The 20,372-nt window shown below is 71.8% G+C and carries 22 protein-coding genes; 12 read left to right on the forward strand and 10 right to left on the reverse strand.

The annotated features are described in order from the left end of the window. Positions 1-83: 83 nt before the first annotated feature. A complete protein-coding gene (locus ACIPKM_RS00725) occupies positions 84-461 on the forward strand; it encodes a hypothetical protein (protein WP_402735916.1) in 378 nt (125 codons plus the stop codon). Between the two features lie 54 nt (positions 462-515). Here ACIPKM_RS00725 and ACIPKM_RS00730 read toward each other — a convergent pair whose 3' ends face one another. The 6 genes from ACIPKM_RS00730 to ACIPKM_RS00755 all read right to left on the reverse strand — a co-directional run bounded on the left by ACIPKM_RS00730 (position 516) and on the right by ACIPKM_RS00755 (position 7,433). Further along, on the reverse strand, positions 516-2,351 hold the full coding sequence (locus ACIPKM_RS00730) for a thioredoxin domain-containing protein (RefSeq protein ID WP_402735917.1): 1,836 nt from the start codon (positions 2,349-2,351) through the stop codon (positions 516-518). Between the two features lie 38 nt (positions 2,352-2,389). Further along, entirely contained in the window at positions 2,390-2,962 is a 573-nt protein-coding gene (locus ACIPKM_RS00735) for an ATPase (RefSeq protein ID WP_402735918.1), read from the reverse strand. 4 nt (positions 2,963-2,966) lie between these two features. Continuing rightward, entirely contained in the window at positions 2,967-4,034 is a 1,068-nt protein-coding gene (locus ACIPKM_RS00740) for an NAD-dependent epimerase/dehydratase family protein (protein ID WP_402735919.1), read from the reverse strand. A 139-nt stretch (positions 4,035-4,173) separates the two neighbouring features. Then, positions 4,174-5,067: a sulfurtransferase gene (locus tag ACIPKM_RS00745; RefSeq protein ID WP_402735920.1), complete on the reverse strand. Its 894-nt coding sequence runs from the start codon at positions 5,065-5,067 to the stop codon at positions 4,174-4,176. Between the two features lie 83 nt (positions 5,068-5,150). Beyond that, a complete protein-coding gene (locus ACIPKM_RS00750) occupies positions 5,151-5,711 on the reverse strand; it encodes an MOSC domain-containing protein (RefSeq protein ID WP_402735921.1) in 561 nt (186 codons plus the stop codon). A gap of 180 nt (positions 5,712-5,891) precedes the next feature. Beyond that, the gene (locus ACIPKM_RS00755; protein WP_071302831.1) at positions 5,892-7,433 is read right to left on the reverse strand and encodes an MFS transporter; all 1,542 of its coding nucleotides are present in this window, start codon (positions 7,431-7,433) and stop codon (positions 5,892-5,894) included. Positions 7,434-7,599: 166 nt separating this feature from the next. On the opposite strand from ACIPKM_RS00755, the gene ACIPKM_RS00760 reads away from it, so the two are divergent. Next, positions 7,600-8,247: a TetR/AcrR family transcriptional regulator gene (locus ACIPKM_RS00760; RefSeq protein ID WP_071296070.1), complete on the forward strand. Its 648-nt coding sequence runs from the start codon at positions 7,600-7,602 to the stop codon at positions 8,245-8,247. Positions 8,248-8,288: 41 nt separating this feature from the next. Here the strand turns inward: ACIPKM_RS00760 and ACIPKM_RS00765 are convergent, their stop codons facing one another. Further along, positions 8,289-9,920, reverse strand: a complete 1,632-nt coding sequence (locus ACIPKM_RS00765; protein ID WP_402735922.1) for a dolichyl-phosphate-mannose--protein mannosyltransferase — start codon at positions 9,918-9,920, stop codon at positions 8,289-8,291. Between the two features lie 66 nt (positions 9,921-9,986). Here ACIPKM_RS00765 and rsmI point away from each other — a divergent pair, with 66 nt between their 5' ends. The 4 genes from rsmI (at position 9,987) to rsmA (ending at position 14,263) form a co-directional block, all read left to right on the forward strand. Continuing rightward, entirely contained in the window at positions 9,987-10,808 is an 822-nt protein-coding gene (gene rsmI / locus ACIPKM_RS00770) for a 16S rRNA (cytidine(1402)-2'-O)-methyltransferase (protein ID WP_070418096.1), read from the forward strand. 121 nt (positions 10,809-10,929) lie between these two features. Beyond that, positions 10,930-12,507 (forward strand): methionine--tRNA ligase, encoded by a 1,578-nt coding sequence (gene metG, locus ACIPKM_RS00775; protein ID WP_092385954.1) that lies wholly within the window; start codon positions 10,930-10,932, stop codon positions 12,505-12,507. Beyond that, positions 12,504-13,412 carry a TatD family hydrolase gene (locus ACIPKM_RS00780; protein ID WP_402735923.1) on the forward strand — a complete coding sequence of 303 codons (909 nt, stop codon included), beginning with the start codon at positions 12,504-12,506 and terminating at the stop codon, positions 13,410-13,412. Before metG ends, ACIPKM_RS00780 begins: the two co-directional genes overlap by 4 nt. Beyond that, positions 13,412-14,263 carry a 16S rRNA (adenine(1518)-N(6)/adenine(1519)-N(6))-dimethyltransferase RsmA gene (gene rsmA / locus ACIPKM_RS00785; RefSeq protein ID WP_402735924.1) on the forward strand — a complete coding sequence of 284 codons (852 nt, stop codon included), beginning with the start codon at positions 13,412-13,414 and terminating at the stop codon, positions 14,261-14,263. The genes ACIPKM_RS00780 and rsmA overlap by 1 nt, the downstream gene beginning before the upstream one ends. Here the strand turns inward: rsmA and ACIPKM_RS00790 are convergent. Then, the gene (locus tag ACIPKM_RS00790) at positions 14,208-15,125 is read right to left on the reverse strand and encodes a pentapeptide repeat-containing protein (protein WP_402735925.1); all 918 of its coding nucleotides are present in this window, start codon (positions 15,123-15,125) and stop codon (positions 14,208-14,210) included. The two genes, rsmA and ACIPKM_RS00790, sit on opposite strands and share 56 nt — an antisense overlap. Beyond that, complete coding sequence (locus tag ACIPKM_RS00795) at positions 15,125-15,595, reverse strand: YbaK/EbsC family protein (protein ID WP_402735926.1); 471 nt, start codon at positions 15,593-15,595, stop codon at positions 15,125-15,127. The genes ACIPKM_RS00790 and ACIPKM_RS00795 overlap by 1 nt, the downstream gene beginning before the upstream one ends. Positions 15,596-15,722: 127 nt before the next feature. Here ACIPKM_RS00795 and ACIPKM_RS00800 point away from each other — a divergent pair, with 127 nt between their 5' ends. The 4 genes from ACIPKM_RS00800 to ACIPKM_RS00815 are packed head-to-tail and all read left to right on the forward strand — an operon-like array spanning position 15,723 to position 17,602. Continuing rightward, entirely contained in the window at positions 15,723-15,905 is a 183-nt protein-coding gene (locus ACIPKM_RS00800; RefSeq protein WP_402735927.1) for a hypothetical protein, read from the forward strand. Further along, entirely contained in the window at positions 15,898-16,494 is a 597-nt protein-coding gene (locus ACIPKM_RS00805; RefSeq protein ID WP_402735928.1) for a hypothetical protein, read from the forward strand. The genes ACIPKM_RS00800 and ACIPKM_RS00805 overlap by 8 nt, the downstream gene beginning before the upstream one ends. A 46-nt stretch (positions 16,495-16,540) precedes the next feature. Further along, positions 16,541-17,080 (forward strand): hypothetical protein, encoded by a 540-nt coding sequence (locus tag ACIPKM_RS00810; protein ID WP_402735929.1) that lies wholly within the window; start codon positions 16,541-16,543, stop codon positions 17,078-17,080. A gap of 57 nt (positions 17,081-17,137) precedes the next feature. Beyond that, the gene (locus ACIPKM_RS00815) at positions 17,138-17,602 is read left to right on the forward strand and encodes a hypothetical protein (protein ID WP_402735930.1); all 465 of its coding nucleotides are present in this window, start codon (positions 17,138-17,140) and stop codon (positions 17,600-17,602) included. A gap of 24 nt (positions 17,603-17,626) precedes the next feature. Here ACIPKM_RS00815 and ACIPKM_RS00820 read toward each other — a convergent pair whose 3' ends face one another. Further along, positions 17,627-18,418: an SDR family oxidoreductase gene (locus ACIPKM_RS00820; RefSeq protein ID WP_402735931.1), complete on the reverse strand. Its 792-nt coding sequence runs from the start codon at positions 18,416-18,418 to the stop codon at positions 17,627-17,629. Positions 18,419-18,471: 53 nt separating this feature from the next. On the opposite strand from ACIPKM_RS00820, the gene ACIPKM_RS00825 reads away from it, so the two are divergent. Both ACIPKM_RS00825 and ACIPKM_RS00830 read left to right on the forward strand, forming a co-directional pair. Beyond that, positions 18,472-19,314 carry a helix-turn-helix transcriptional regulator gene (locus ACIPKM_RS00825; RefSeq protein ID WP_071296062.1) on the forward strand — a complete coding sequence of 281 codons (843 nt, stop codon included), beginning with the start codon at positions 18,472-18,474 and terminating at the stop codon, positions 19,312-19,314. Between the two features lie 60 nt (positions 19,315-19,374). Continuing rightward, entirely contained in the window at positions 19,375-20,364 is a 990-nt protein-coding gene (locus ACIPKM_RS00830; protein ID WP_402735932.1) for a RimK family alpha-L-glutamate ligase, read from the forward strand. Positions 20,365-20,372: the final 8 nt, after the last annotated feature.

The raw sequence follows: 20,372 nt of genomic DNA on the forward strand, positions 1-20,372 counted from the left end.
CGGTCTCGGTCGCACTCGCGGTGCTCGGAGGCGCGGTGCCGTCCGGGGTCGGCGGCGCTCGGAGCGGTCCGGATGTCGTCGTAGTGGCGATCACTGCCTCGCTGCTGCTGGGAGCGGCGATCTGGGTGGGGATCGGAGTCCTCCGTGCACGGCACGCCATCGTCGAGGCGTTCGTCACGTGGTCGTCGATGTCGGCGCCGCTCGGCCCTTCGTCGGTCTTCACCGGGCAGCTCAGCGGGAAGAGCATCGCTCGTACGGCGCTCGCCGCCGTGCTCTTCATCGCCGCTGCGTTCAGCTGGTCGTCGGTCGCGGCCGACCCGTGGGCGTCCGATGACTGGTCGTTCCGCCTGTCCGCCGTTGTGTGGGGTGTCGCCAGCACGGTCGCGATGCTCGCTGTCGTCGCGACCGAGGTCCGTGGGAACCTCGCTCGGACCGGGCGCATCGCCCGTGGCCGGCTCTGAGCGCCCCTGACTCCGCGGCTTCCGGGTGTCGCCATCGGTCGGGCCGCGAGCGGGTCACGCGCTGAGCTGTGCCGTCAGCTCGTCGGCCGACCGCGCGGGCAGGGCGCACACGCGGTCGTGGCAGACGTACCCGGCGGGGTCGAGTCCGTCGCGGGACTCGAAGAGCGTGAAGCCCGCGGCCGACCAGTCGGCCGCCTGCGCCGGGGTCACCGTGGCGACGACGGTCCCCGGACGCCGAGCGCCGCGGGCCGCCGCACGGATCGGGTCGTCCGGGTCCGACGCGACCACGACGACCTCGCGCGAGGGACGCTGCAGCGCGAGCGCGACCCCGAGGGCATCGGCGTGCCCGAGCGGCCGCTCCGTCCCGGTGACGGCCCGGTCGGCCACGAGCGACACCGCCGCCGCCCGGTACGACTCGTCGCCGGTCAGCGCGGCGAGCGTCGCGGCGGCCGCGGCGAGTGCGACCGTGCCGGAGCGCATGGCGGTCTGCGGCTGCTCGCCCGTGGCGGTGCCGGCTGCCGCGAGCACCGGATCGGCGTCGAACCGACCGGCCAGGCCGTCGTCGACCAGCGTGCGCGCGACGTCGGCGTAGGGGAGCTCCCCGGTGACGAGGGCGAGTTCGAGGAGTCCTTCGGCGAGGAGTCCCACGTCCTCGATGGTGGGCGCCGCCGTCGACGCGCCGCGCGGAGTGCTCGACCGCACCGACACGTGTCCGTCCGTGAGGTGTCCGGCGACGATCGCGTCGGTCGCACCCCGTGCCAGCGCGATCATCTCGGCATCCCCGTGGCGGGCCCCGGCGATGGCGAGCCCCCGGATCGCCAGGCCGTTCCACCCGGTGAGTACCTGGTCGTCGAGCGGCGGGGGATCGAGCCGCCCACGCTCGTCGAGCGGGAGTCGGTACCACTCGCCCTCGACCCGCCGGCCGTCGATGGTGGACTCGCTGTCCTGCGCCGCGACGAACGCGCCGTCCGCACGCCGGAGCGTGTCCCGCAGGAAGTCGGCGATGCCCCGGGCCTGCTCCGCCCCGGCCACCGCGAGCACTCCCGCGTTGTCGTAGAGCATCCGCTCGTAGTGCGGCACCGACCAGTCGCGCTTGGTCGCGTACCGGAAGACCCCGCCGTCGGCGTCGGTCAGGTCGCTCGCGCGGATCGCGTGCAGGGAACGTTCGAGCAGTGCGGACGCCCGAGCGTCGCCGTCGGCGGCGACGTCCGACAGGAACTCGAGCAGCGGCGCGCTCGGGAACTTAGGGGCACCGCCGAAACCGCCGTATGTGGTGTCCTCGGCCTGTGCCAGTTGGTCGACGACGGCTCGGACGTCGTCGACGCTCGGGAGGCGCGGCTCGTCCCCGCCACCGTCCGCGCCACCGCGGGCGGTCCGGTCCGCCTCGGCCCCCTGCCGGATCGCCGCGGCGATCGCGCTCGCGTTCGCGTCCACCTCCTGCCGGCGCTCGGTCCACGCGTCGAGCACCGCCGCCAGGATCTGCCGGAACGCCGGCACCTGCCCGACGGGCGACGGCGGGAAGTACGTCCCCGCGAAGAACACGTGCCCGTCCGGTGTGAGGAACGTCGTCAGGGGCCAGCCGAGCTGCTGCGTGAAGGCACTCGCCGAGGCCATCAGGCTGGCGTCCACGTCCGGCCGTTCTTCGCGGTCGACCTTCACCGCGACGAAGTCCTGGCGGAGGAGCTCGCCGATGCCCGGGTCGGAGAAGCTCTCGCGTGCCATGACGTGGCACCAGTGGCACGTGGCGTAGCCGACCGACACGAGCACGGGGACATCGCGTTCGCGGGCCTCGGCGAAGGCTTCCGGGCCCCACTCACGCCAGTCCACCGGGTTGTCGGCGTGCTGGCGGAGGTACGGGCTGACGGCGGAGCCGAGGCGGTTGTCGGTCATGCGTCCAGCCTGCCTCGACCGTCCTGGGTGCGCTGCCCTCAGTCGCGATCTGTGGACGGATCCGCGGTGTCCACAGGCAGCCGCAGACCGACCCAGCCCACGAGCGACGCGAGCTGCGCGGCAACGTCGGCCGGCGACCGGGAGTCGGTGTCCACCCGGGTGACGTCGCCTCGGACAGCCGAGTCGAGCCTCCTGGCCGTCCGTGTGCTGTGCGCCAGCTGCGCCTCGGGGAGGTGCCCACCAGATCGACGGCGCAGCCGGTCGGCGGTCGTCGTGTCGCCGGCGCGGAGCAGCACGGCGGTCACGACGGGATCGTCGCCCATCGCCTCGGCCAACGCGTCCCGCTCCAGCACCGACACGGTGTTCGTGTACACGAGCCGGTGGTGGCCGAGTTCGCGGTACCGGGCCCACATCGCGGCGAGGTTCCGTTCGGCGAGGCGGGCCTCCGGGTGCTCGACGTGCGGCGCGGGGTGGGCGAGGTCGAGGAAGTCGCCCTCGATGACGGCGTGCCGGACGTCGGCGGCGACGAGCAGGTCGTGCAGTGCCTCTGCCGCGCTCGACTTGCCCACGCCGGACCTGCCCCCGATGAAGAGGACCTCGGAGCGGGGCACGGCGTCAGTCCCCGCTGAGCGACAGGAGGGCGAGGGCGGCGTCCTCGGGGCCGTAGTCGAACAGCCGGTCCCAGAACGGGTCGTCGGCCCACGGCACGTCGCTGCCGACCGGGACCGCGTGCGCCGTCTCGACGAGCCAGTCGAGTTCCGGCCGGACCGCCGTCGCGAACACGGGCGGCTCCCACCCGAGGGAGCGTGCAGCGGTGGTGTCGAGGACGAACGGCGTCGGCGTGGTCCACGGGGTGGTGCCCACGAACGCGGGGGCGTCGGCGTCGAGCAGGACCTCGTCGAACGGGTGGTCGAGGTGGCCCGCGATGGTCCGGACGATCTCGAGCACGCTCGGCGCGGTGTCGTCGGCGACGTTGAGGATGCGGCGGTCCGGCGCGTCGGCGACGAGACGGACGAGGGAACCGATGCCGCTGGCAGCCGTGGTGTGGTCGACGCTGCGGCCGCGGTCGGCGAGGAGGATGCGCTCCCGACCGTCCAGCGCCCGCCGGACGACGAACCACTCGCGGGGCCGACCGATGCCGACGCCGTACACCTTCGATGGCCGGACCACGGTGACCGGGGCGCCGTGGTCGAGCAGCACCTGTTCGGCGGCGACCTTGGCGGAGCCGTAGCCGTCACGACCGGTGGGGTCGCCGTCGCCCGCCGCGACGGTCGGCTGCAGCTCGGTCACCGCCCCGCCGAACACGGGCTTGTCCAGCGAGTTCGCGTGCCGACCCTGCTCGTCGGCGTACACGGCCTTCGACGACACGAACACGGTCGAGCCGACGTCGTCGAGGAAGGGCAGGAGCTGCCGGGCGTCGTCGCGGGTGAGGCCGACCGTGTCCACCAACAGGTCGGCGCCGGGGCGGAGGATGTCGCGGAGGACGGCGGTGTCGCGGCGGTCGCCCGGGGTGAATGTCGCTCCTGCCGCGGTGAGTTCGTCGGCGACGGGGCCACCGCGGCGGGCGACCACGTCTACCTGCCAGTCGTCGCCGCCGCGTCCGGAGGCGTCGAGGAGCGCACGCGCGACGGCTGAACCGATCCCGCCGGTACCGCCGAGGACGACCGCGCGTCTGGTGCTCATGGGTCAACGGTAGTCGGCGTGGGCGTGGGGCCACCCGAGACGGCCGCCGGCGTCGGCCGCCGGTGTGACCGGTGTCGGCCGCCGGTGTCGCCGGTGTCGGCCGCCGGTGTGACGGGCGTCGGCGGCCGGTGTCGTCGGGCTAGGAGGCCAGCGCCTCGGGCTCGCGCCGCCACCAGTCGAGCAGGGACCCGTCGTAGACCCGGACCTTCTCGTGGCCGAGCACCGTCAGCGCGAGGGCGTCGACGCACGCGGCACTGCCGACACCGCAGTACGTGACGATCTCGTCGGCGTCGAGCACGGACGCGAAGGCCTGCTCGAGGGCGGGACGGCGCAGGTACGCGTTCGTCGTGGGGTCCACGAGCGTGTCCACGGTGATCGGGGTGCTGCCGGGGACGATCGCCGGGTGCTCGGCGCCGAGGGCGGACTCGGGCGCGGCGAACACCAGCGACGCGGGCTGCTCGCCCGAGACGGCACGGAGGACTCGTTCGTGGTCGGCCCAGAGCGGACGCTCCTCGCCCGCGAGGAAGGTCGTGGTCGCCGTCGCGTCGCCCACGTGCGACGCCGGGGTCGACGCTGGCTTCGGCGCCGATCGGAGCGCACCGACGCGCACCGGGCGACCCTCGTCCCGCCACTTCGTGAAGCCCCCGTCGAGCACAGCGACGGAGTCGAAGCCGAACGAGCGGAAGATCCACCAGAGCCGCGCCGACCACTCGCCGACGCTGTCGTCGTAGACCACGACCGTCGAGGTGTTCGTCACGCCGAGGTCGCCGGCCGCGGACTCGAACCGCTCGGCACCGGGTCGGGTGAACGGGACCTCGGCGTCGGGCGTCGAGAACGCCTCGACGAGGTCGGCGTACCGGGCGCCCGGGACGTGTCCGCGCTGCTCGTAGGAGTCCCGCGCCGTCTGCCACGTCGTCTCGAGACCGGTCCCCGCGGTGTGCACGGACGCGTCGAGCACGACGAGCTCGTCAGCACCGAGGTGGTCTGCGAGCCACTGCGTCGACACGAGCGGCGAGGTCAGGACGGGGGCCATGCCGGAAAGGGTAATCGGCACCCCTGACGTGTGCGAGGGAAACCGACACACGGCGCAACCGGGCCGCGTCCTGCGGCGGATCGTCAGACCGGACGGAGCGGTTCCGGCGTGCCGGCGGGGACCTCGACGCGGACACGGTCCCCGGGGCGGACGACCCCGCCGGTGACGACGACGGCCATCACGCCGCCCTTGCGCTCGACCGAGCCGTCCTCGGCGCGACCGAGCACGGCGCGCAGGAGCCCGGGCTCGAAGTCGTTGATCTGCTGGCACGGGTTCCGCAGGCCGGTCACGCGGACGCAGGCGTCGTCGCCGAGGTGCAGGAGCGTGTCGGTCGGCAACCCGAGCAGGTCGACGCCGCGGGTGGTGACGTTCTCGCCCATCTGGCCCGGAGCGACTTCGTACCCGGCCTCGGCGACCTCGTCGAAGAGTTCGGTGTGCAGCAGGTGGACCTGCCGCAGGTTCGGCTGCGAGGGGTCCCGCGCGACCCGGGACCGGTGCTGGACCGTGGTGCCGGCGTGTGCGTCGCCCTCGATGCCCCAGCCGGCGACGAGCACGACTTCGTCCACGACCGGCTTGCTGAACCGGTGGTCGGTGTCGCGGCTGACGGAGACGACGACGGCGTGGTCTTCCTGGTGTTCGGTCACCCCTCGATCCTGGCGCGGATCGGGTCGGGGCGCGAGGGGGTCCCGCGCGGAGTGCGACGTTCCGCGAGTCGATCCACCCGCGGGTTGTCGAAGACCGCGTGCAACCCAGGGCGAGCCCGCGAGCGACGAACGGCCCGCCCCGGAGAACCGGGACGGGCCGTTCGCGTCGAGCGGGACGGGTCAGTGCGCCGCGGTCGGGATGCTGCCCGTCGTCGCCGCGCTGGCGTGCTCGAGCTTCGCGAGCCGAACCGACTGGCGGTTGATGAGGAGCCCACCGGCCAGGGCGACCAGGACGAGCACGCCCGCCGAGATGCCGAACGCCACGTGGTACCCGTCGAGCACGGCCTGCGCCTGCTGGAGTTTCGTCGGCGCCGCGGAGAGCCCGGAGAGGCTGTTCGCCACGACGTCCGCGAAGATCGTCGACAGGAGCGCGGTGCCGATCGAGCCGCCGATCTGCTGCATCGTGTTCACCGTCGCCGAGGCGACGCCAGCGTCGGCACGGGCGACCCCGGTCGTCGCGGTGTTCATCGCGGACGAGAAGATCGTGCCCATGCCGAGGCCGATCACGATGAGCGCCGGCAGGACGGTGCCCGCGTAGGAGCTGTCGAGGTCCGTGCGGAGGAGCAGCAGCAGACCGATCGACGCGACGAGACCACCGGCGAAGATGAGCACCTTCGGCCCGACGCGGGGGAGCAGGCGACCGCCGATCTGCGTCGCCGAGATCATGATCGAGAGGGGCATCGGCAGGAACGCCAGACCCGTCTGCAGCGAGCTGAACCCGAGGGTCTGCTCGAGGTAGTAGGTCAGGAACAGGAAGATGCCGAACATGCCGATCGCCACCAGGCCGATCGCGATGAACGAGCCACCGCGGTCACGGTCGAGCACGACCCGGAGCGGGAGCAGCGGGTGCGCGACGCGGGTCTCGATGAAGACGAACGCCGCGATGAGCACCACGCCCGCGGCGAGCATGACGATCGTGACCGGGGAGTCCCAGCCGTTGGTCTCGGCGTTGGAGAAGCCGTAGACGACCCCGACGAGGCCGGCCGTGATCGTGAGGACGCCGGCGACGTCGATGCGCGGGCGCTCGACCTTCGGCGGCTTCGCCATGAACACGAGGGCGCCGATCACGCCGAGGACGGCGAAGACGACGTTCACGTAGAGGCACCAGCGCCACGACGCGTACTCGGTGAGCACGCCGCCGAGGAGCAGGCCGATCGCGGCACCCGAGCCGGCGATCGACCCGAAGATGCCGAACGCACGGCCGCGTTCCTTCGGGTCGCGGAAGGTGGTCGTCAGCATGCCCAGCGCGGAAGGGGCGAGGAGCGCGCCGAACACGCCCTGCAGTGCACGAGCGGCGACGAGCAGGCCGAACGAGTCCGCCAGGCCGCCGAGCACGGACGCCACGGCGAAGCCGACGAGTCCGATGATGAAGGTGTTCTTCCGGCCGAAGAGGTCGCCGAGCCGCCCGCCGAGGAGCAGCAGCGACCCGAACGCGAGCGAGTACGCCGTGACGATCCACTGGCGCTGGTCGGTGCCGAAGTCGAGGTCGGCCTGGGCCGAGGGCAGTGCGATGTTGACGATCGTCGCGTCGAGCACGACCATCAGCTGCGCGAGGGCGATGACCGCCAGGGCGATCCAACGGTGGTTGCTCTTGTCGGGCGTGGAGCCGGAAGTCGTGGGTGCGGTCCCCGTGGGGGTCGGCACGGTCTGTTCTGCCGTCACGGCAGCCTCCTTCGAGAAGGTGGAGGGATGGTGGAGCACGCGCCGTCGGGCGCTCCGGGAGAGGGAGGGGTGAAGCGGATGCGATGCATCCGCTTGTGACCAGTGTAGACCGAAACGGAAGGTCCGCATCCGCTTATTCCCAGAAAGTTCAACTAGCGTCGAGGCCGTGAGCACCACCGACCTCGAGCGCCCCCTCCGCGCCGACGCAGCACGCAACCGCGAGCTGATCCTGCAGACGGCACGCAAGTGCTTCGCAGAACGCGGGTTGTCGGTCACGCTGAACGACATCGCGCACGAGGCCGGGGTCGGCGTCGGGACGGTCTACCGCCGCTTCGCCGACAAGGACTCCCTGATCGAGGCGCTGCTCGCCACCAAGTTCGAGGCGATGAACGACGCCGCGGCACGTGCGGCGGACGAGTCCGATCCGCGCGAGTCCCTGCGGGTGTACCTGATGGGCGTGTTCGAGTTCCGTGCGCGCGACCGGGCCCTCGCCGACGCCATCGTGCGTGCCGGCAAGTCGCGTCCGTCGATCGTGCAGGAACGCGATCGACTCGAGACCCAGGTCTCCGAGATCATCCGCCGTGCGCGGGACGCCGGCGTCGTGCGGGTCGGGTTCGACTACCGCGACCTGCCGATGCTCACCTCGATGGTCGGCGCCGTCGCGGACACCACCCGCGCGCACGACCCGAACGCGTGGCGCCGCTACGCCGAGGTCCTCATCGAGGGCGTGCTCCCGGGCGAACGGGAAGCGCCCATGCTCGGCGACCCGCTCGACCGTGAATCGATCGAGCGAGCGCTGCACGCGCAGTCCTGACGCCGCGCACGCCGCAGTCCCGGCACCGCGGCGGCCGCGCGCTACAACCAGCTCGGCACCCAGTAGTGGGACCGGACGAAGTCCCACGGCATCTGCATGCCGGTCCACATCGGGAACCAGTACGCCGACGCGAGCACCACGACCCCGAGGTACACGCCGACCCAGACGACCGCTCGGGTCCGGCGTGGCCGGGGATCGTCCCGTGACCCGAGCACCAACCCGATCGCCGCGGCGAGCGCCATCACCATGAAGGGCTCGAACGAGACCGTGTAGAACTGGAACACCGTTCGGTTCACGTAGAGGAGCCACGGCAGGTACCCCGCCGCGACGCCCATCAGGACGAAGGCGTACTCCCATCGGCGGCGCAGGATCCAGAGCACCAGCAGCGCCACGGTCGCGATGACCGCCGCGTACCAGATGAACGGGTTCGCGATGCCGGTGATGGCCTCCCCGCAGCGGGTCGCCGTGCAGCCGTCCTGGCCGGCGTTCGTGCCGACGTAGTACATCGACGTGGGCCGCTGCATGAGCAGCCAGAGCAGTGGGTTCGCCTGGTACGAGTGCGGGGTGTGCAGGCCGATGTTGAAGCCGTAGATCTCGGACTGGTAGTGCCACCAGTTCTGCAGGCTGTCCGGTACCCACGACAGCACGCCGGTCCAGCGCTGCCCGCCCGTGGCGATCCAGTCGCGGTCCCAGCCGTCCTTCGACACGAACCACCCGGTCCACGACGCGACGTAGGTGACCGCCGCGATCGGCACCGTGAGCAGGAACGACGCCGGTCCCTGCTGCAGCCAGGCGCTCGAGGACCAGAACTCGATGCCGGCCCGCTTCCGCAGCATCATGTCGGTCAGTACGGAGTACACCGCGAAGAACGCGAGGAAGTACATGCCGGACCACTTCGTCGCGGTCGCGAGTCCGAGCGCCACCCCCATCGCGATCAGCCACGGACGCCACCAGAGCACCGGTCCCCAGAGCGTGTCGCGGCCGGCTGCCGTGCGCCCGGCGACCCAGGCGTCGAGCCGCCTGGACGTCCAGCGACGGTCGAGCAGCAGTGCGCCGAAGCCGAGCACCACGAAGAACGTCAGGATCCCGTCGAGCAGGCTCACACGGGACAGCACGATCGCCTGCCCGTCGATCGCGAGCAGGAAGCCGGCGAGGGTGCCGACCAGCGTCGAGCGGAAGAGCGACCGGGCGATGACCGCCGTGAGGAACACGGTCGCGATGCCGAGTACCGCCACGGCGAACCGCCAGCCGAACGAGTTGTCCGCGCCGAACAGGAGCATCCCGAGGCCGATGAGGTACTTGCCGAGCGGCGGGTGCGCGATGAACTCTGCAGCGCTGGTGAACAGCGAGGTCTCACCGGACGTGAACCGCTGGTCCGTCGTCGGCTGGGAGCTGTCGGCGGGGTTGCCCGGCCAGGTGCCCTCGTACCCGAGGTGCACGATCGACCAGCCGTCCTTGACGTAGTACGTCTCGTCGAACACGAGCGAGTGCGGGTGTCCGAGGGCGACGAGCCGCAGCACCGCGGCCAGCAGCGTGACGGCCAGGGGCCCGGCCCAGCGCCAGACGGCGACGCGCCTGGCGGTGGAGAGCGTGCGCCCCCACCAGTCGTCGAGACGGGAGCCGACCGGCCCGTCGGGGACGGCGGTGCGGTCGTCGGTCAGCTCGCTGGTCATCGAGAGAGCATCCTACGGACCGACGCCATGTCTCCGCTGTCGCGCTCAGGCGACCACAATGGTCCCGTGATCGTGCTCGCAGCAACGCCCATCGGCAACCTCGGAGACGCCTCCCGGAGGTTGGTCGAGACCCTCTCGAACGCGAGTGTGGTCGCCGCCGAGGACACCCGCACCGCGATCCACCTCATGCGGGCGCTCGGCATCGAGAACCGCCCGCGCCTCATCGCCCTGCACGAGCACAACGAACGGGCGAAGGCGGCCGAGGTCGTCGAGCTCGCGCGGGACGAGGACGTCGTCGTCCTCACCGACGCCGGCATGCCCGCGATCAGCGACCCGGGCTTCCCCCTCGTCGAGGCCGCCGCGGCCGCCGGGGTCACGGTCACCGCGCTGCCGGGCCCCTCGGCGGTGCTCATGGCGCTCGCCGTGTCGGGGCTGCCGACCGACCGCTTCAGCTTCGAGGGGTTCCCCACGCGGAAGGGCGGGGAACGTCGGCGGCTCTTCGCGTCGCTCGCCGGGGAGCAGCGGACGATGGTGTTCTTCGAGTCGCCGCACCGGTTGGGTGACACGCTCGCGGACATGGCCGCGGGCTTCGGGGACGACCGGCGCGCGGTCGTATGCCGCGAGCTCACGAAGCTGCACGAGGAGGTCCGGCGCGGGTCCCTCGCGGAGCTCGCGGCGTGGGCAGCCGACGGGGTACGCGGCGAGATCTGCGTGGTCGTCGAGGGGTCGACCGGTGCGCTCGACGACACGACGATCGAGGACGGGGTCCGGCTCGTGCTGGAGCGGGTGGCCGCCGGGTCGCGCATGAAGGAGGCGGCCGCGGCCGTCGCCGACGCGACGGGGCTGTCGAAGCGCGACCTCTACGAGGGCGCGCTGGCGGCGCGGTAGACGCGAGCGTCACCGGACTGGAGGCGCGGCTCCGGACGCGCACCGCGCCTCCCGTCCGGTTCTCCACAGGTGGCGCGCGGGGCGCGTCATGCGGCTCCCGCCCGCCCGTAGGATGGTCCGCATGTCCGACGGGTCCTCGTTCAGCATCACCACGCCGATCTTCTACGTGAACGACGTGCCCCACATCGGGCACGCCTACACCGAGGTGGCCGCGGACGTCCTCGCGCGCTGGCACCGGCAGCGCGGCGACGACACGTGGCTGCTCACCGGCACCGACGAGCACGGGCAGAAGATCCTGCGGACGGCCTCGGCCAACGACGTCACGCCCAAGGAATGGGCCGACCGGCTCGTGACCGAGGCGTGGAAGCCGCTCCTCGACACCGTCGACGTGGCGAACGACGACTTCATCCGCACCACGGACGAGCGCCACGAGCGCGGTGTGACGGCGTTCCTGCAGAAGCTGTACGACGACGGCTACATCTACGCGGGCGAGTTCGAGGGTTTCTACTGCGTGGGCTGCGAGGAGTACAAGCAGCCGAGCGACCTCGTCCCCGGCACCGGTGCGTACGAGGGGCAGCAGGTCTGCGCGATCCACTCGATCCCGGTCGAGGTGCTGTCCGAGCGCAACTACTTCTTCCGGATGTCCGACTTCGAGCAGCGCCTGCTCGACCTGTACGAGTCGAACCCGCTGTTCATCCAGCCGGAGAGCGTCCGCAACGAGATCATCTCGTTCGTCAAGCAGGGTCTGCGCGACCTGTCGATCTCGCGGTCGAGCTTCGACTGGGGCATCCAGATCCCCTGGGACCACGACCACGTCCTCTACGTGTGGTTCGACGCCCTGCTCAACTACGTCACGGCGCTCGGGTACGGCACCGACGACGACGAGGCCTTCCAGCGCCTCTGGCCGAGCGTGCACATCGTCGGCAAGGACATCGCCCGGTTCCACGCGGTGATCTGGCCGGCGATGCTCATGGCCGCCGGGCTGCCCGTCCCCGAGCGCGTGTTCGGCCACGGCTGGCTGCTCGTCGGCGGCGAGAAGATGTCGAAGTCGAAGCTGACCGGGATCGCGCCGTCGGAGATCACCGACACGTTCGGGTCCGACGCCTTCCGCTACTACTTCCTCCGTGCCATCACCTTCGGGCAGGACGGCAACTTCAGCTGGGAGGACATCTCCGCCCGCTACCAGGCCGAGCTCGCGAACGGCTTCGGCAACCTCGCCTCCCGACTCGTCGCGATGCTGCAGAAGTACTTCGACGGTGCGGTGCCCGAGCGTGGGTCGCTGACCTCGTCCGACGAAGCGATCGACGCGCTCGCGGTCTCCGTCACCGAGCGCGCCGACGCCGCCATCGCCGCGTTCGCTCCGCACGAGGCCATCGCCGCGGTGTGGGAGCTCGTCGACGCGCTGAACGGGTACATCACCGAGCAGCAGCCGTGGGCGCTGGCGAAGGACGACGCGCAGCGCGAGCGGCTCGGCACCGTCCTGGCCACCGCGCTCCGTGGGCTCGGCACCGTCGCCGTCCTGCTCTCGCCGGTCATGCCGAAGGCGACCGAGAAGCTCTGGGCCTCGATCGGTGCCGGCGGATCGATCGCCGAGCAGCGGGTGGACCGTGCCTGGGAGTGGCAGGGTGCCTCGACCGTGGTCCCGCTCGAGTCCGGGTTGTTCCCGCGCATCGAGCAGTCGGAGCAGGGCGCAGCGTGACCGACGCCCACCTCCGCGCCCGTGGTGACGGCGATGGGTCCAAGCGGGACCTGACCTACCCGCCCCTGCCCGAGGCGCTCGTCGTCCCGGTCTACGACAACCACACCCACATGGAGATCGCCGACGGCGGCGACGGCGCGCTGGACTACCGGGAACACCTCGACCGCGCGTCGAGCGTCGGCGTCCGCGGGGTCGTGCAGGTCGGCACCGACCTGGCCACCTCGGAGTGGTCGGCGGCGATCGCTGCTCGTGAGCCCCGGGTCCTCGCCGCGGTGGCGCTGCACCCGAACGAGGCGCCGTCGCTGCAGGAACAGGGTCTCCTCGACGAGCACCTCGCCGGCATCGAACGGCTCGCGGCACTGCCCCGGGTCCGGGCGATCGGTGAGACCGGTCTCGACTTCTTCCGCACCGGCGAGGACGGCCGCGACGCCCAGGTCCGCTCGTTCGAGGAGCACATCCGCATCGCGAAGGCGCACGACCTCGCGCTGACGATCCACGACCGCGACGCGCACGACGCCGTGGTCGAGGTCCTCGACCGTGTCGGCGCTCCCGAGAAGACCGTGTTCCACTGCTTCTCCGGCGGTCCCGACCTCGCCCGGCTCTGCGCGGAGCGCGGCTGGTACATGTCGTTCGCCGGCACCGTGACGTTCAAGAACGCCGCTCCCCTGCGTGCCGCGCTCGAGGTCGCACCCCGTCACCTGGTCATGGTCGAGACCGACGCCCCGTACCTCACGCCGACGCCGTTCCGCGGTCGCCCGAACGCGCCGTACCTCATCCCGCTCACCCTCCGGTCGATGGCCGAGACCCTCGGGACCGACGCCTCGATGCTCGCGGCACAGATCGCCTCGACCACCGAGCTCGTCTACGGCGCGTGGGACGCCGAGCCCGTGACGGTGGAGCAGTAGTGGCGTCGCTCCTCGGCCCGGCGGAGATCCGGGACCTCGCGGCCCAGCTCGACGTCACGCCGACGAAGAAGCTCGGCCAGAACTTCGTGCACGACGCGAACACGGTCCGTCGCATCGTGGCGTCCGGTCGGGTCACCGCCGACTCGAAGGTGCTCGAGATCGGTCCCGGTCTCGGCTCGCTGACGCTCGGGTTGACCGAGACGGGCGCCTCCGTCACCGCGGTGGAGATCGACGGCCGGCTCGCCGCCCGGCTGCCGACCACGGTCGCCACGATGCAACCGGCGGCTCGGCTCGAGGTCATCCACCAGGACGCCCTCACCGTCGCCGCGACGGACCTGCCCGAGGCGCCCACGCACGTCGTCGCGAACCTGCCCTACAACGTCTCCGTCCCGGTGCTGCTCCACCTGCTGGCGACCTTCCCGTCGATCGAGCGGGCGCTCGTCATGGTGCAGGCCGAGGTCGGCTACCGCATCGCCGCGGGCCCCGGCAGCAAGGTCTACGGGGCGCCGAGCGTGAAGGCCGCCTGGTACGGGTCGTGGTCGATCGCCGGACAGGTCAGCCGGCAGGTGTTCTGGCCGGTGCCGAACGTCGACAGCGTGCTCGTCGGGTTCGACCGGCACGACCCGCCCGGGGACGAAGCACTGCGGGCGCAGGTCTTCGCGCTCGTCGACGGGGCGTTCCAGCAGCGGCGGAAGATGCTCCGCCAGAGCCTCTCCGGTGTCCTCGGCAGCAGTGCCCGGGCGTCGGAACTCCTCACCGCCGGTGGGGTCGACCCGACGGCTCGGGGCGAGATGCTCAGCGCCGACGACTTCGTGCGCCTCGGCCGGACGGTCCTCGCCGCGGCGGAGTGACCCCGGCGGCCGCGTCCGCCGTCGTGCTCCAGTGCCCGGGGCGCTGGAACCCCTCCGGCAGGACCGTGGCCGCGTCGCCCCGTGCCGCGTTGACCTGCATCTGGGTGAGGAACACCGCGCCACGGAGATCGGTGCCGCGCAGGTCCGCGTCGCGGAGGTCCACGCCGAGCAGGTCGCAGCGGTCCAACCGGGCGCCCCGGAGGTCTGCTGCGATGGCGAGCGACCCGCGCAGCGTCGCCCCACGCAGGTCGGCCCCGCGCAGGTCCGCGCCGACGAGGTCCGTCCCCGGACCGACCCGCTGGCCGTGGGCACCGACCGGACCCTGCCGACGTGCGATCGCGCTCGCCTCGAGCAGGAGCGGACGCGCACGGTCGTACTCCGCGTCGACGTCGAGGGTGGCGAGGTCCTCCGGCGTCCCGTCGCTCAGCAGGCGGACGCGCTCGAAGCCCGCGACCCAGGGGGTCTCGTCGTGTGTCGCTCGCACGAGGGTGATCGCCTCGTCGAGGTACCGCAGGAGGTCGTGGAGTCGTCGGACGATCGGGAACGTGGCGAACATGGACCGCTGCGTCTCGGGGTCCTCGCGCCACGAGCGGCCCGCGAAGGTGTGTCGGGAGACCTTCTGCCCGGCCCCCGAGCAGTCGAACACCGTGCAGCCGGAGAAGCCCCGCTCACGCAGGTGCGGGTGGATCCGGCAGCCGTCCGCGTCGTCGAGGTTCGTGCACGGGTCGCCGGCGTCCTTGTCGAACGGGAAGTCCGCGGACTTCGCGAACGCCAGGGCGACGCAGCACAGGCCGAAGCAGTTCGCGCAGTCGGCGCCGAGGTCCTCTCGTCGCCCCAGCTCGACGCGCGTCCGCGTCGCCATCAGTGGTCGTTGACCCGGACGACCGTCCCACCGGTCAGCGACAGCACCTGCTCGAAGGTCAGGGGGAGCACGCTGTTCGCGGTCCCCGCCGCCGACCAGACCGTGTCGTGCTCGCGGAGCGCCTCGTCGACCACCGTGCGGATCGGGGCCGGGTGCCCGACGGGGGAGACGCCGCCGATCGGCTGCCCGGTGATCTCGCGGACCTGCTTCGCGGTGGCCATGGTGAGCTCGGTCGCGTCGATCTGGGCGGCGAGCAGGTCGGTGTCGACCCGGTGCCGGCCGGACGTCATCGCGAGCAGGGGTTCCCCGTCGGCCAGGAACAGCAGGCTGCTCGCGATCGCTCCCGGTTCGGTGCCGAGCGCGGCGGCGGCCTGCGCGGCGCTGTGGGTCGAGTCGGGGAGTTCCCGGGCGGTCGCGTCGATGCCGGCTTCGGCGACGATGCGCTGGACGGTGGCGAGGAGGTCGTTCATCACGGTCCATCCTCGTGGGAAGCGGTGTCGAGCGCGAGCACCTGCCCCGAAGTCATGGAAATCCAACATGTTTGCTGACCGGTTCCGTGGCCGCCTACGGTCGTCCCCAAGAACCGAAGGAGACACCATGACCAGCACCCGTCGTCCGCATTTCGCGCATCGCACGCTCACTCCTGCTGAGATCGAAGCACGTCGTACCCGACCGACCGGCACCCCGGCGGAACGCGCACAACGGGTCCGCGAGATCCTCAGCACGTCGACCTTCACGATCGCTCCCCGTCCCACTCGTCACACCTGGCGGGGTGTCTGAGGACATGCCGCTGGAGTTCGCTCCGATCGACGAGCCGTACCGTGTCTTCCCGATGGAGGACGTGGCACGGATGCCCGCTGCGGTGGTGCTCGAGCGGAGCTTCGTCGTCGCCGCACTCGAGCGCAGCGCTCCTGGGCACGACTCGGCCGCCGGCTTCCTCGAACGGATGGTGCTGGCGGGCACGACGCTGTTCTTCAACGACGTCCTCGAGCTCCAGCTCCAGGACGCTGCCTTCGACCTCGCCCTCCGAGAAGTCCGTCTCACGGGGACACGCTCGGAGGCATCCGTCTCGGAGCTGGCGCGCGCGATGCTCGCCCGGTGGCAGGCGCTGATCGCACTGACCGACGCCGTGTACGTGGAGCTCACACCGCTGCTCGAGGACGTCATGTACTACCGCGAGCGCTTCGGTCTCCCCGCCCTCGACTCGGTCCAGGCGGCGATGGTGATGGCCTCCGGTGCGGACGGCATCGTGACCGTCGACCAGTCCTTCGGAGAGGTCGATCCCTCGCTGCTCCCGATCTTCACACCCCAGCAGTTCGTCCGTGGCACCCGAGCGCGTCGACGCTCGAGCGGCTGGACGAGTCCCTGACGAGATCACGAGCGTGATGCGATCGCACCGCCCCTACGATGGCGGCATGACCGACGGGACGGTGCGATCGCACGCGCAGGGGATGGCCGCCGACAACGTGCTCGCGGCGACCGGTCGCACCCCGGACGACTGGTACGCCCGCATCGACGAGATCGACGGACGGACGATCGGGCACGCCGCCATCGCCGCCTGGATCGTCGAACAGGGCGTCGAGCCGTGGTGGGCGCAGGGCGTCACGATCGGGTACGAGCAGGCGCGGGGCCTCCGGATCCCCGGGCAACGATCGGACGGCTCGTTCGCGGTGTCGGCGTCGCGCCAGGTGCCCGGGGAGCGCGAGACGGTGCTCGACGGGGTCGTGCCGGTCTGCACGACGGCGTTCGGGTTCGCCCCGACCTCGGAACGCCGGGGCGGGAAGCGGCCGTCGGCGCGGTGGACGTTCCCCGATCGCGAGTCGGTGCTGCTCACCACCGAGGACGGCTCCCGGGCGGGCACGGTCCGGATCGCCGTGCAGCGGGAACGGCTCACCGGACCGGAACGCATGCCCGACGCCAAGGCGGAGCTCCAGGACCTGCTCGCGGCACTCTGAACCGGGGTCCCGAACGGGGCACGCGCGGATCGACCGGATGGCCCTAGGCTTCGACGGGTGTCTGCACCGCGTTCCCGTTCCGCACTCGTCCTCCTGCTCACGGCAGTGGTCGCGGGGTGCGCCATCGTGGTCTTCGCCGTGCTCGCGCTGCTCCGGGATCCGTCCGACGACGCCGCGTGGGTGGCCGTCGTGCTGGGCGGGCTGTTCATCGCGTGGGGGATCACGTTCGACCGCCTCCCCGACGATGACGACGGGGACGGCGACGGTGACCACCACGAACACGACCACGACCACGACCACAGCCACGGCCAGGGCTGGACGCCCCGCCGCCTCAACACCACCCTGTCGACCGGCCTGGCGATGACGGGCGCGTACGTCGTGATCCGCGCGCTCGGCCGCCCGGTCGACACGGCGCTGGTCGGGGCCCTCGCGTGGCCCGCCTGGCGACTCGTCAACCGCTTCCTCGACGGCGTGGTCCGACGGCGCGGAGCCCGCGGCGAGGCGGACGGCGCCACCGACTGAGCGAGACGGACGGCGAGCCGGTCGTCAGTGCCGACGCGACGCCAGCGCCTCGATGAGCTGCTGCTGCGTCCCGTCCCGCTCCGACCACCGCAGCGGCAGCACGTTCTGCACCAGGATCTCCGGCGCGGCGCCGGCCTGCAGCAGCGACACCACCTCGTCGAGGAACGAGGACAGCGGCATCCCGCCGAAGTCGACGCCTTCGCCCATCAGGTCCGTGGCGACCGCCGGCGGCACGAGCTCGAGCACCGAGACGGGTGACCCGGTCAGCTGCTGGCGGAGCGACTGCGTGTACGAGTGCACCGCGGCCTTCGTGGCGCTGTAGGTCGGGGTCGCGGCGAGCGGTGTGTACGCCAGCCCTGACGACACGGTGACGATCGTCGACGCCGGACGACCGAGCAGGTGCGGCAGGAACGCGTCGATGAGGCGGATGGTGCCGAGCAGGTTCGTCTCGACGGTGGCGACGGCGTCGGCCAGGTGCTCCGACGATCGCAGGTCCTCGGCGCGCATGATGCCCGACATCGTGACGAGGGCGTCGAGCGACGGGTAGGCGTCGATGACGGAGGCGGCCGCGGCGGTGATCGACGCCGGGTCGGTGACGTCGAGCTCGACGGTGCCGAAGCCGTACTCGTCGTGCAGCGAGTCGAGCAGGGCGCGACGTCGGCCGCCGATGACGACGGTGCTGCCCGCTGCCTGCAGGCGCTGGGCCAGCCCGAGGCCGATGCCCGAGGTCGCGCCGGGGATGAAGACGGTGGAGTTCGTGATGTCCATGACGACCACGATCCACCCGCCCGACCGCCCGAACCAGAGCGCCGTCATCGGGGGACCGCCGATCCCTGGCACGGTCGCCGGGCCCGGTGCACGATGAAGGCATGGACCGCCCCGGGCTCGCCGACTTCCTCCGCCGCCGCCGCGAACTGCTGCGCCCCGAGGACGTCGGACTCGGTTCCGGGCAGCGCCGCCGCACGCCGGGCCTCCGGCGCGAGGAGGTCGCCGCGCTGGCGGGGATGTCCGCCGACTACTACACGCGCCTCGAGCAGCAGCGCGGACCGCAGCCGTCCGAGCAGATGGTGGCGGCGATCGCCCGGGCGCTCCGCTGCAGCCTCGACGAGCGCGACCACTTGTTCCGCCTCGCCGGGCACAACGCGCCCGCTCGCGTCCACCGTTCCGACCACGTCGACCCCGCGATCCTCCGGGTGCTCGACCGCCTCGAGGACACCCCGGCGATCGTGGTGAACGACCTGGGGGAGACCCTCGTCGAGAACCGGCTCGGGGCGGCGCTCCTCGGCACGACCACGGGGTTGCCGGGCAACGAGCGGTACCAGCCGTGGCGCTGGTTCATGACGGGCTACGAACGGGCGAAGTACGCGCCGGAGGAGCACGAGCGGCTCGCCCGGGCACAGGTCGCCGCGCTCCGTGCAGCGGTCGGCGCCGCGGGACCGACGGACACCCGGGCGGCGGAGCTCATCGCCGACCTCGAGGCGAACAGCGCGGACTTCCGAGCGCTGTGGTCCCTGCACGAGGTGGCGAGCCGGTGGGAGGACCACAAGACGTTCGTCCACCCCGAGCTCGGTCGCATCACCGTGGACTGCCAGGTGCTCCACACGACGAGCCAGACGCAGGCGCTGCTGCTCTTCACGGCACCGACGGGCAGCGAGGACGCGCAGAAGCTCGAGCTCCTCGGCGTCGTCGGCCAGCAGACCTTCGCCCGCTGACGGAGTAAACCCGCGTCACACACCTGGCGACTCCCGGCAGGCCGTGCCTAGGGTGGCGAGGTGAGCACTCCCCGCGTGTACGTCATCCACGAGAACCCCGAGTGGTTCCCGCCGCTCGCCGCTGCCTTCGAGGCCGAGGGGGTCCCCGTCGAGGAGATCCTCCTCACCGAGGGACAGATCGACCTCGCAGCCGACCCCGAACCGGGCGTGTACTGGTCGCGGATGTCGGCGAGCTCCCACACGCGCGGGCACGAGCACTCGAAGGAGTACACCCGCGCGGTCCTCGGCTGGCTCGAGCGTGCCGGTCGACCGGTCGTCGGCGGCAGCCACGTCCTCGAGCTCGAGGTCTCGAAGGTGGCCCAGCACGGACTGCTCCGGAACGCCGGGTTCGACGTGCCCCGCACCACGGCCGTCTTCGGGCGCACGACGCTCAAGCAGGCGGCCCACGACTTCACCGGCGGCCAGGACGTGCCGTTCATCACGAAGCACAACCAGGGCGGCAAGGGCCTCGGCGTCCGCCGGTTCGACTCGCTCGCCGAGTTCGACGCCTACGTCGACAGTCCGGAGTTCGAGGAGCCCGTCGACGGCATCACCCTGCTGCAGGAGTACCTCACGGCCCGCGAGCCGTTCATCACGCGCGTCGAGTTCGTCGGCGGCGAGTTCGTCTACGCCGTCCGCGTCGACACGAGCGCCGGCAGCTTCGAGCTGTGCCCGGCCGACGCGTGCGAGGTCCCCCAGGTCATCGCGGGAGCAGTCTGCGACGTGCCGGGAGCCGATCAGCCGAGCGCGTTCAGCGTCCGGACGGAGGTCACCGCCGAGCACCCGCTCGTCCAGCAGCTCCGCGGGTTCCTCGCGGAGCAGCGGATCCAGATCGCGGGCGTCGAGTTCATGGAGACGACGGACGGTCGCACGGTCGTCTACGACATCAACACGAACACGAACTACAACCCCGCCGTCGAGGAGACCGCGCCGGCCTCCGGCCCGCGCTCCATCGCGCGGTACCTCGGTGGCCTGCTGGAGACGCAGTACGCGGCGCAGCTCACGGCCTGAGAACGCAA

Origin of the sequence: Curtobacterium sp. NPDC086286 (genome assembly GCF_044746255.1) — a bacterium.
In the GTDB taxonomy this organism is placed as follows: Bacteria; Actinomycetota; Actinomycetes; order Actinomycetales; family Microbacteriaceae; genus Curtobacterium.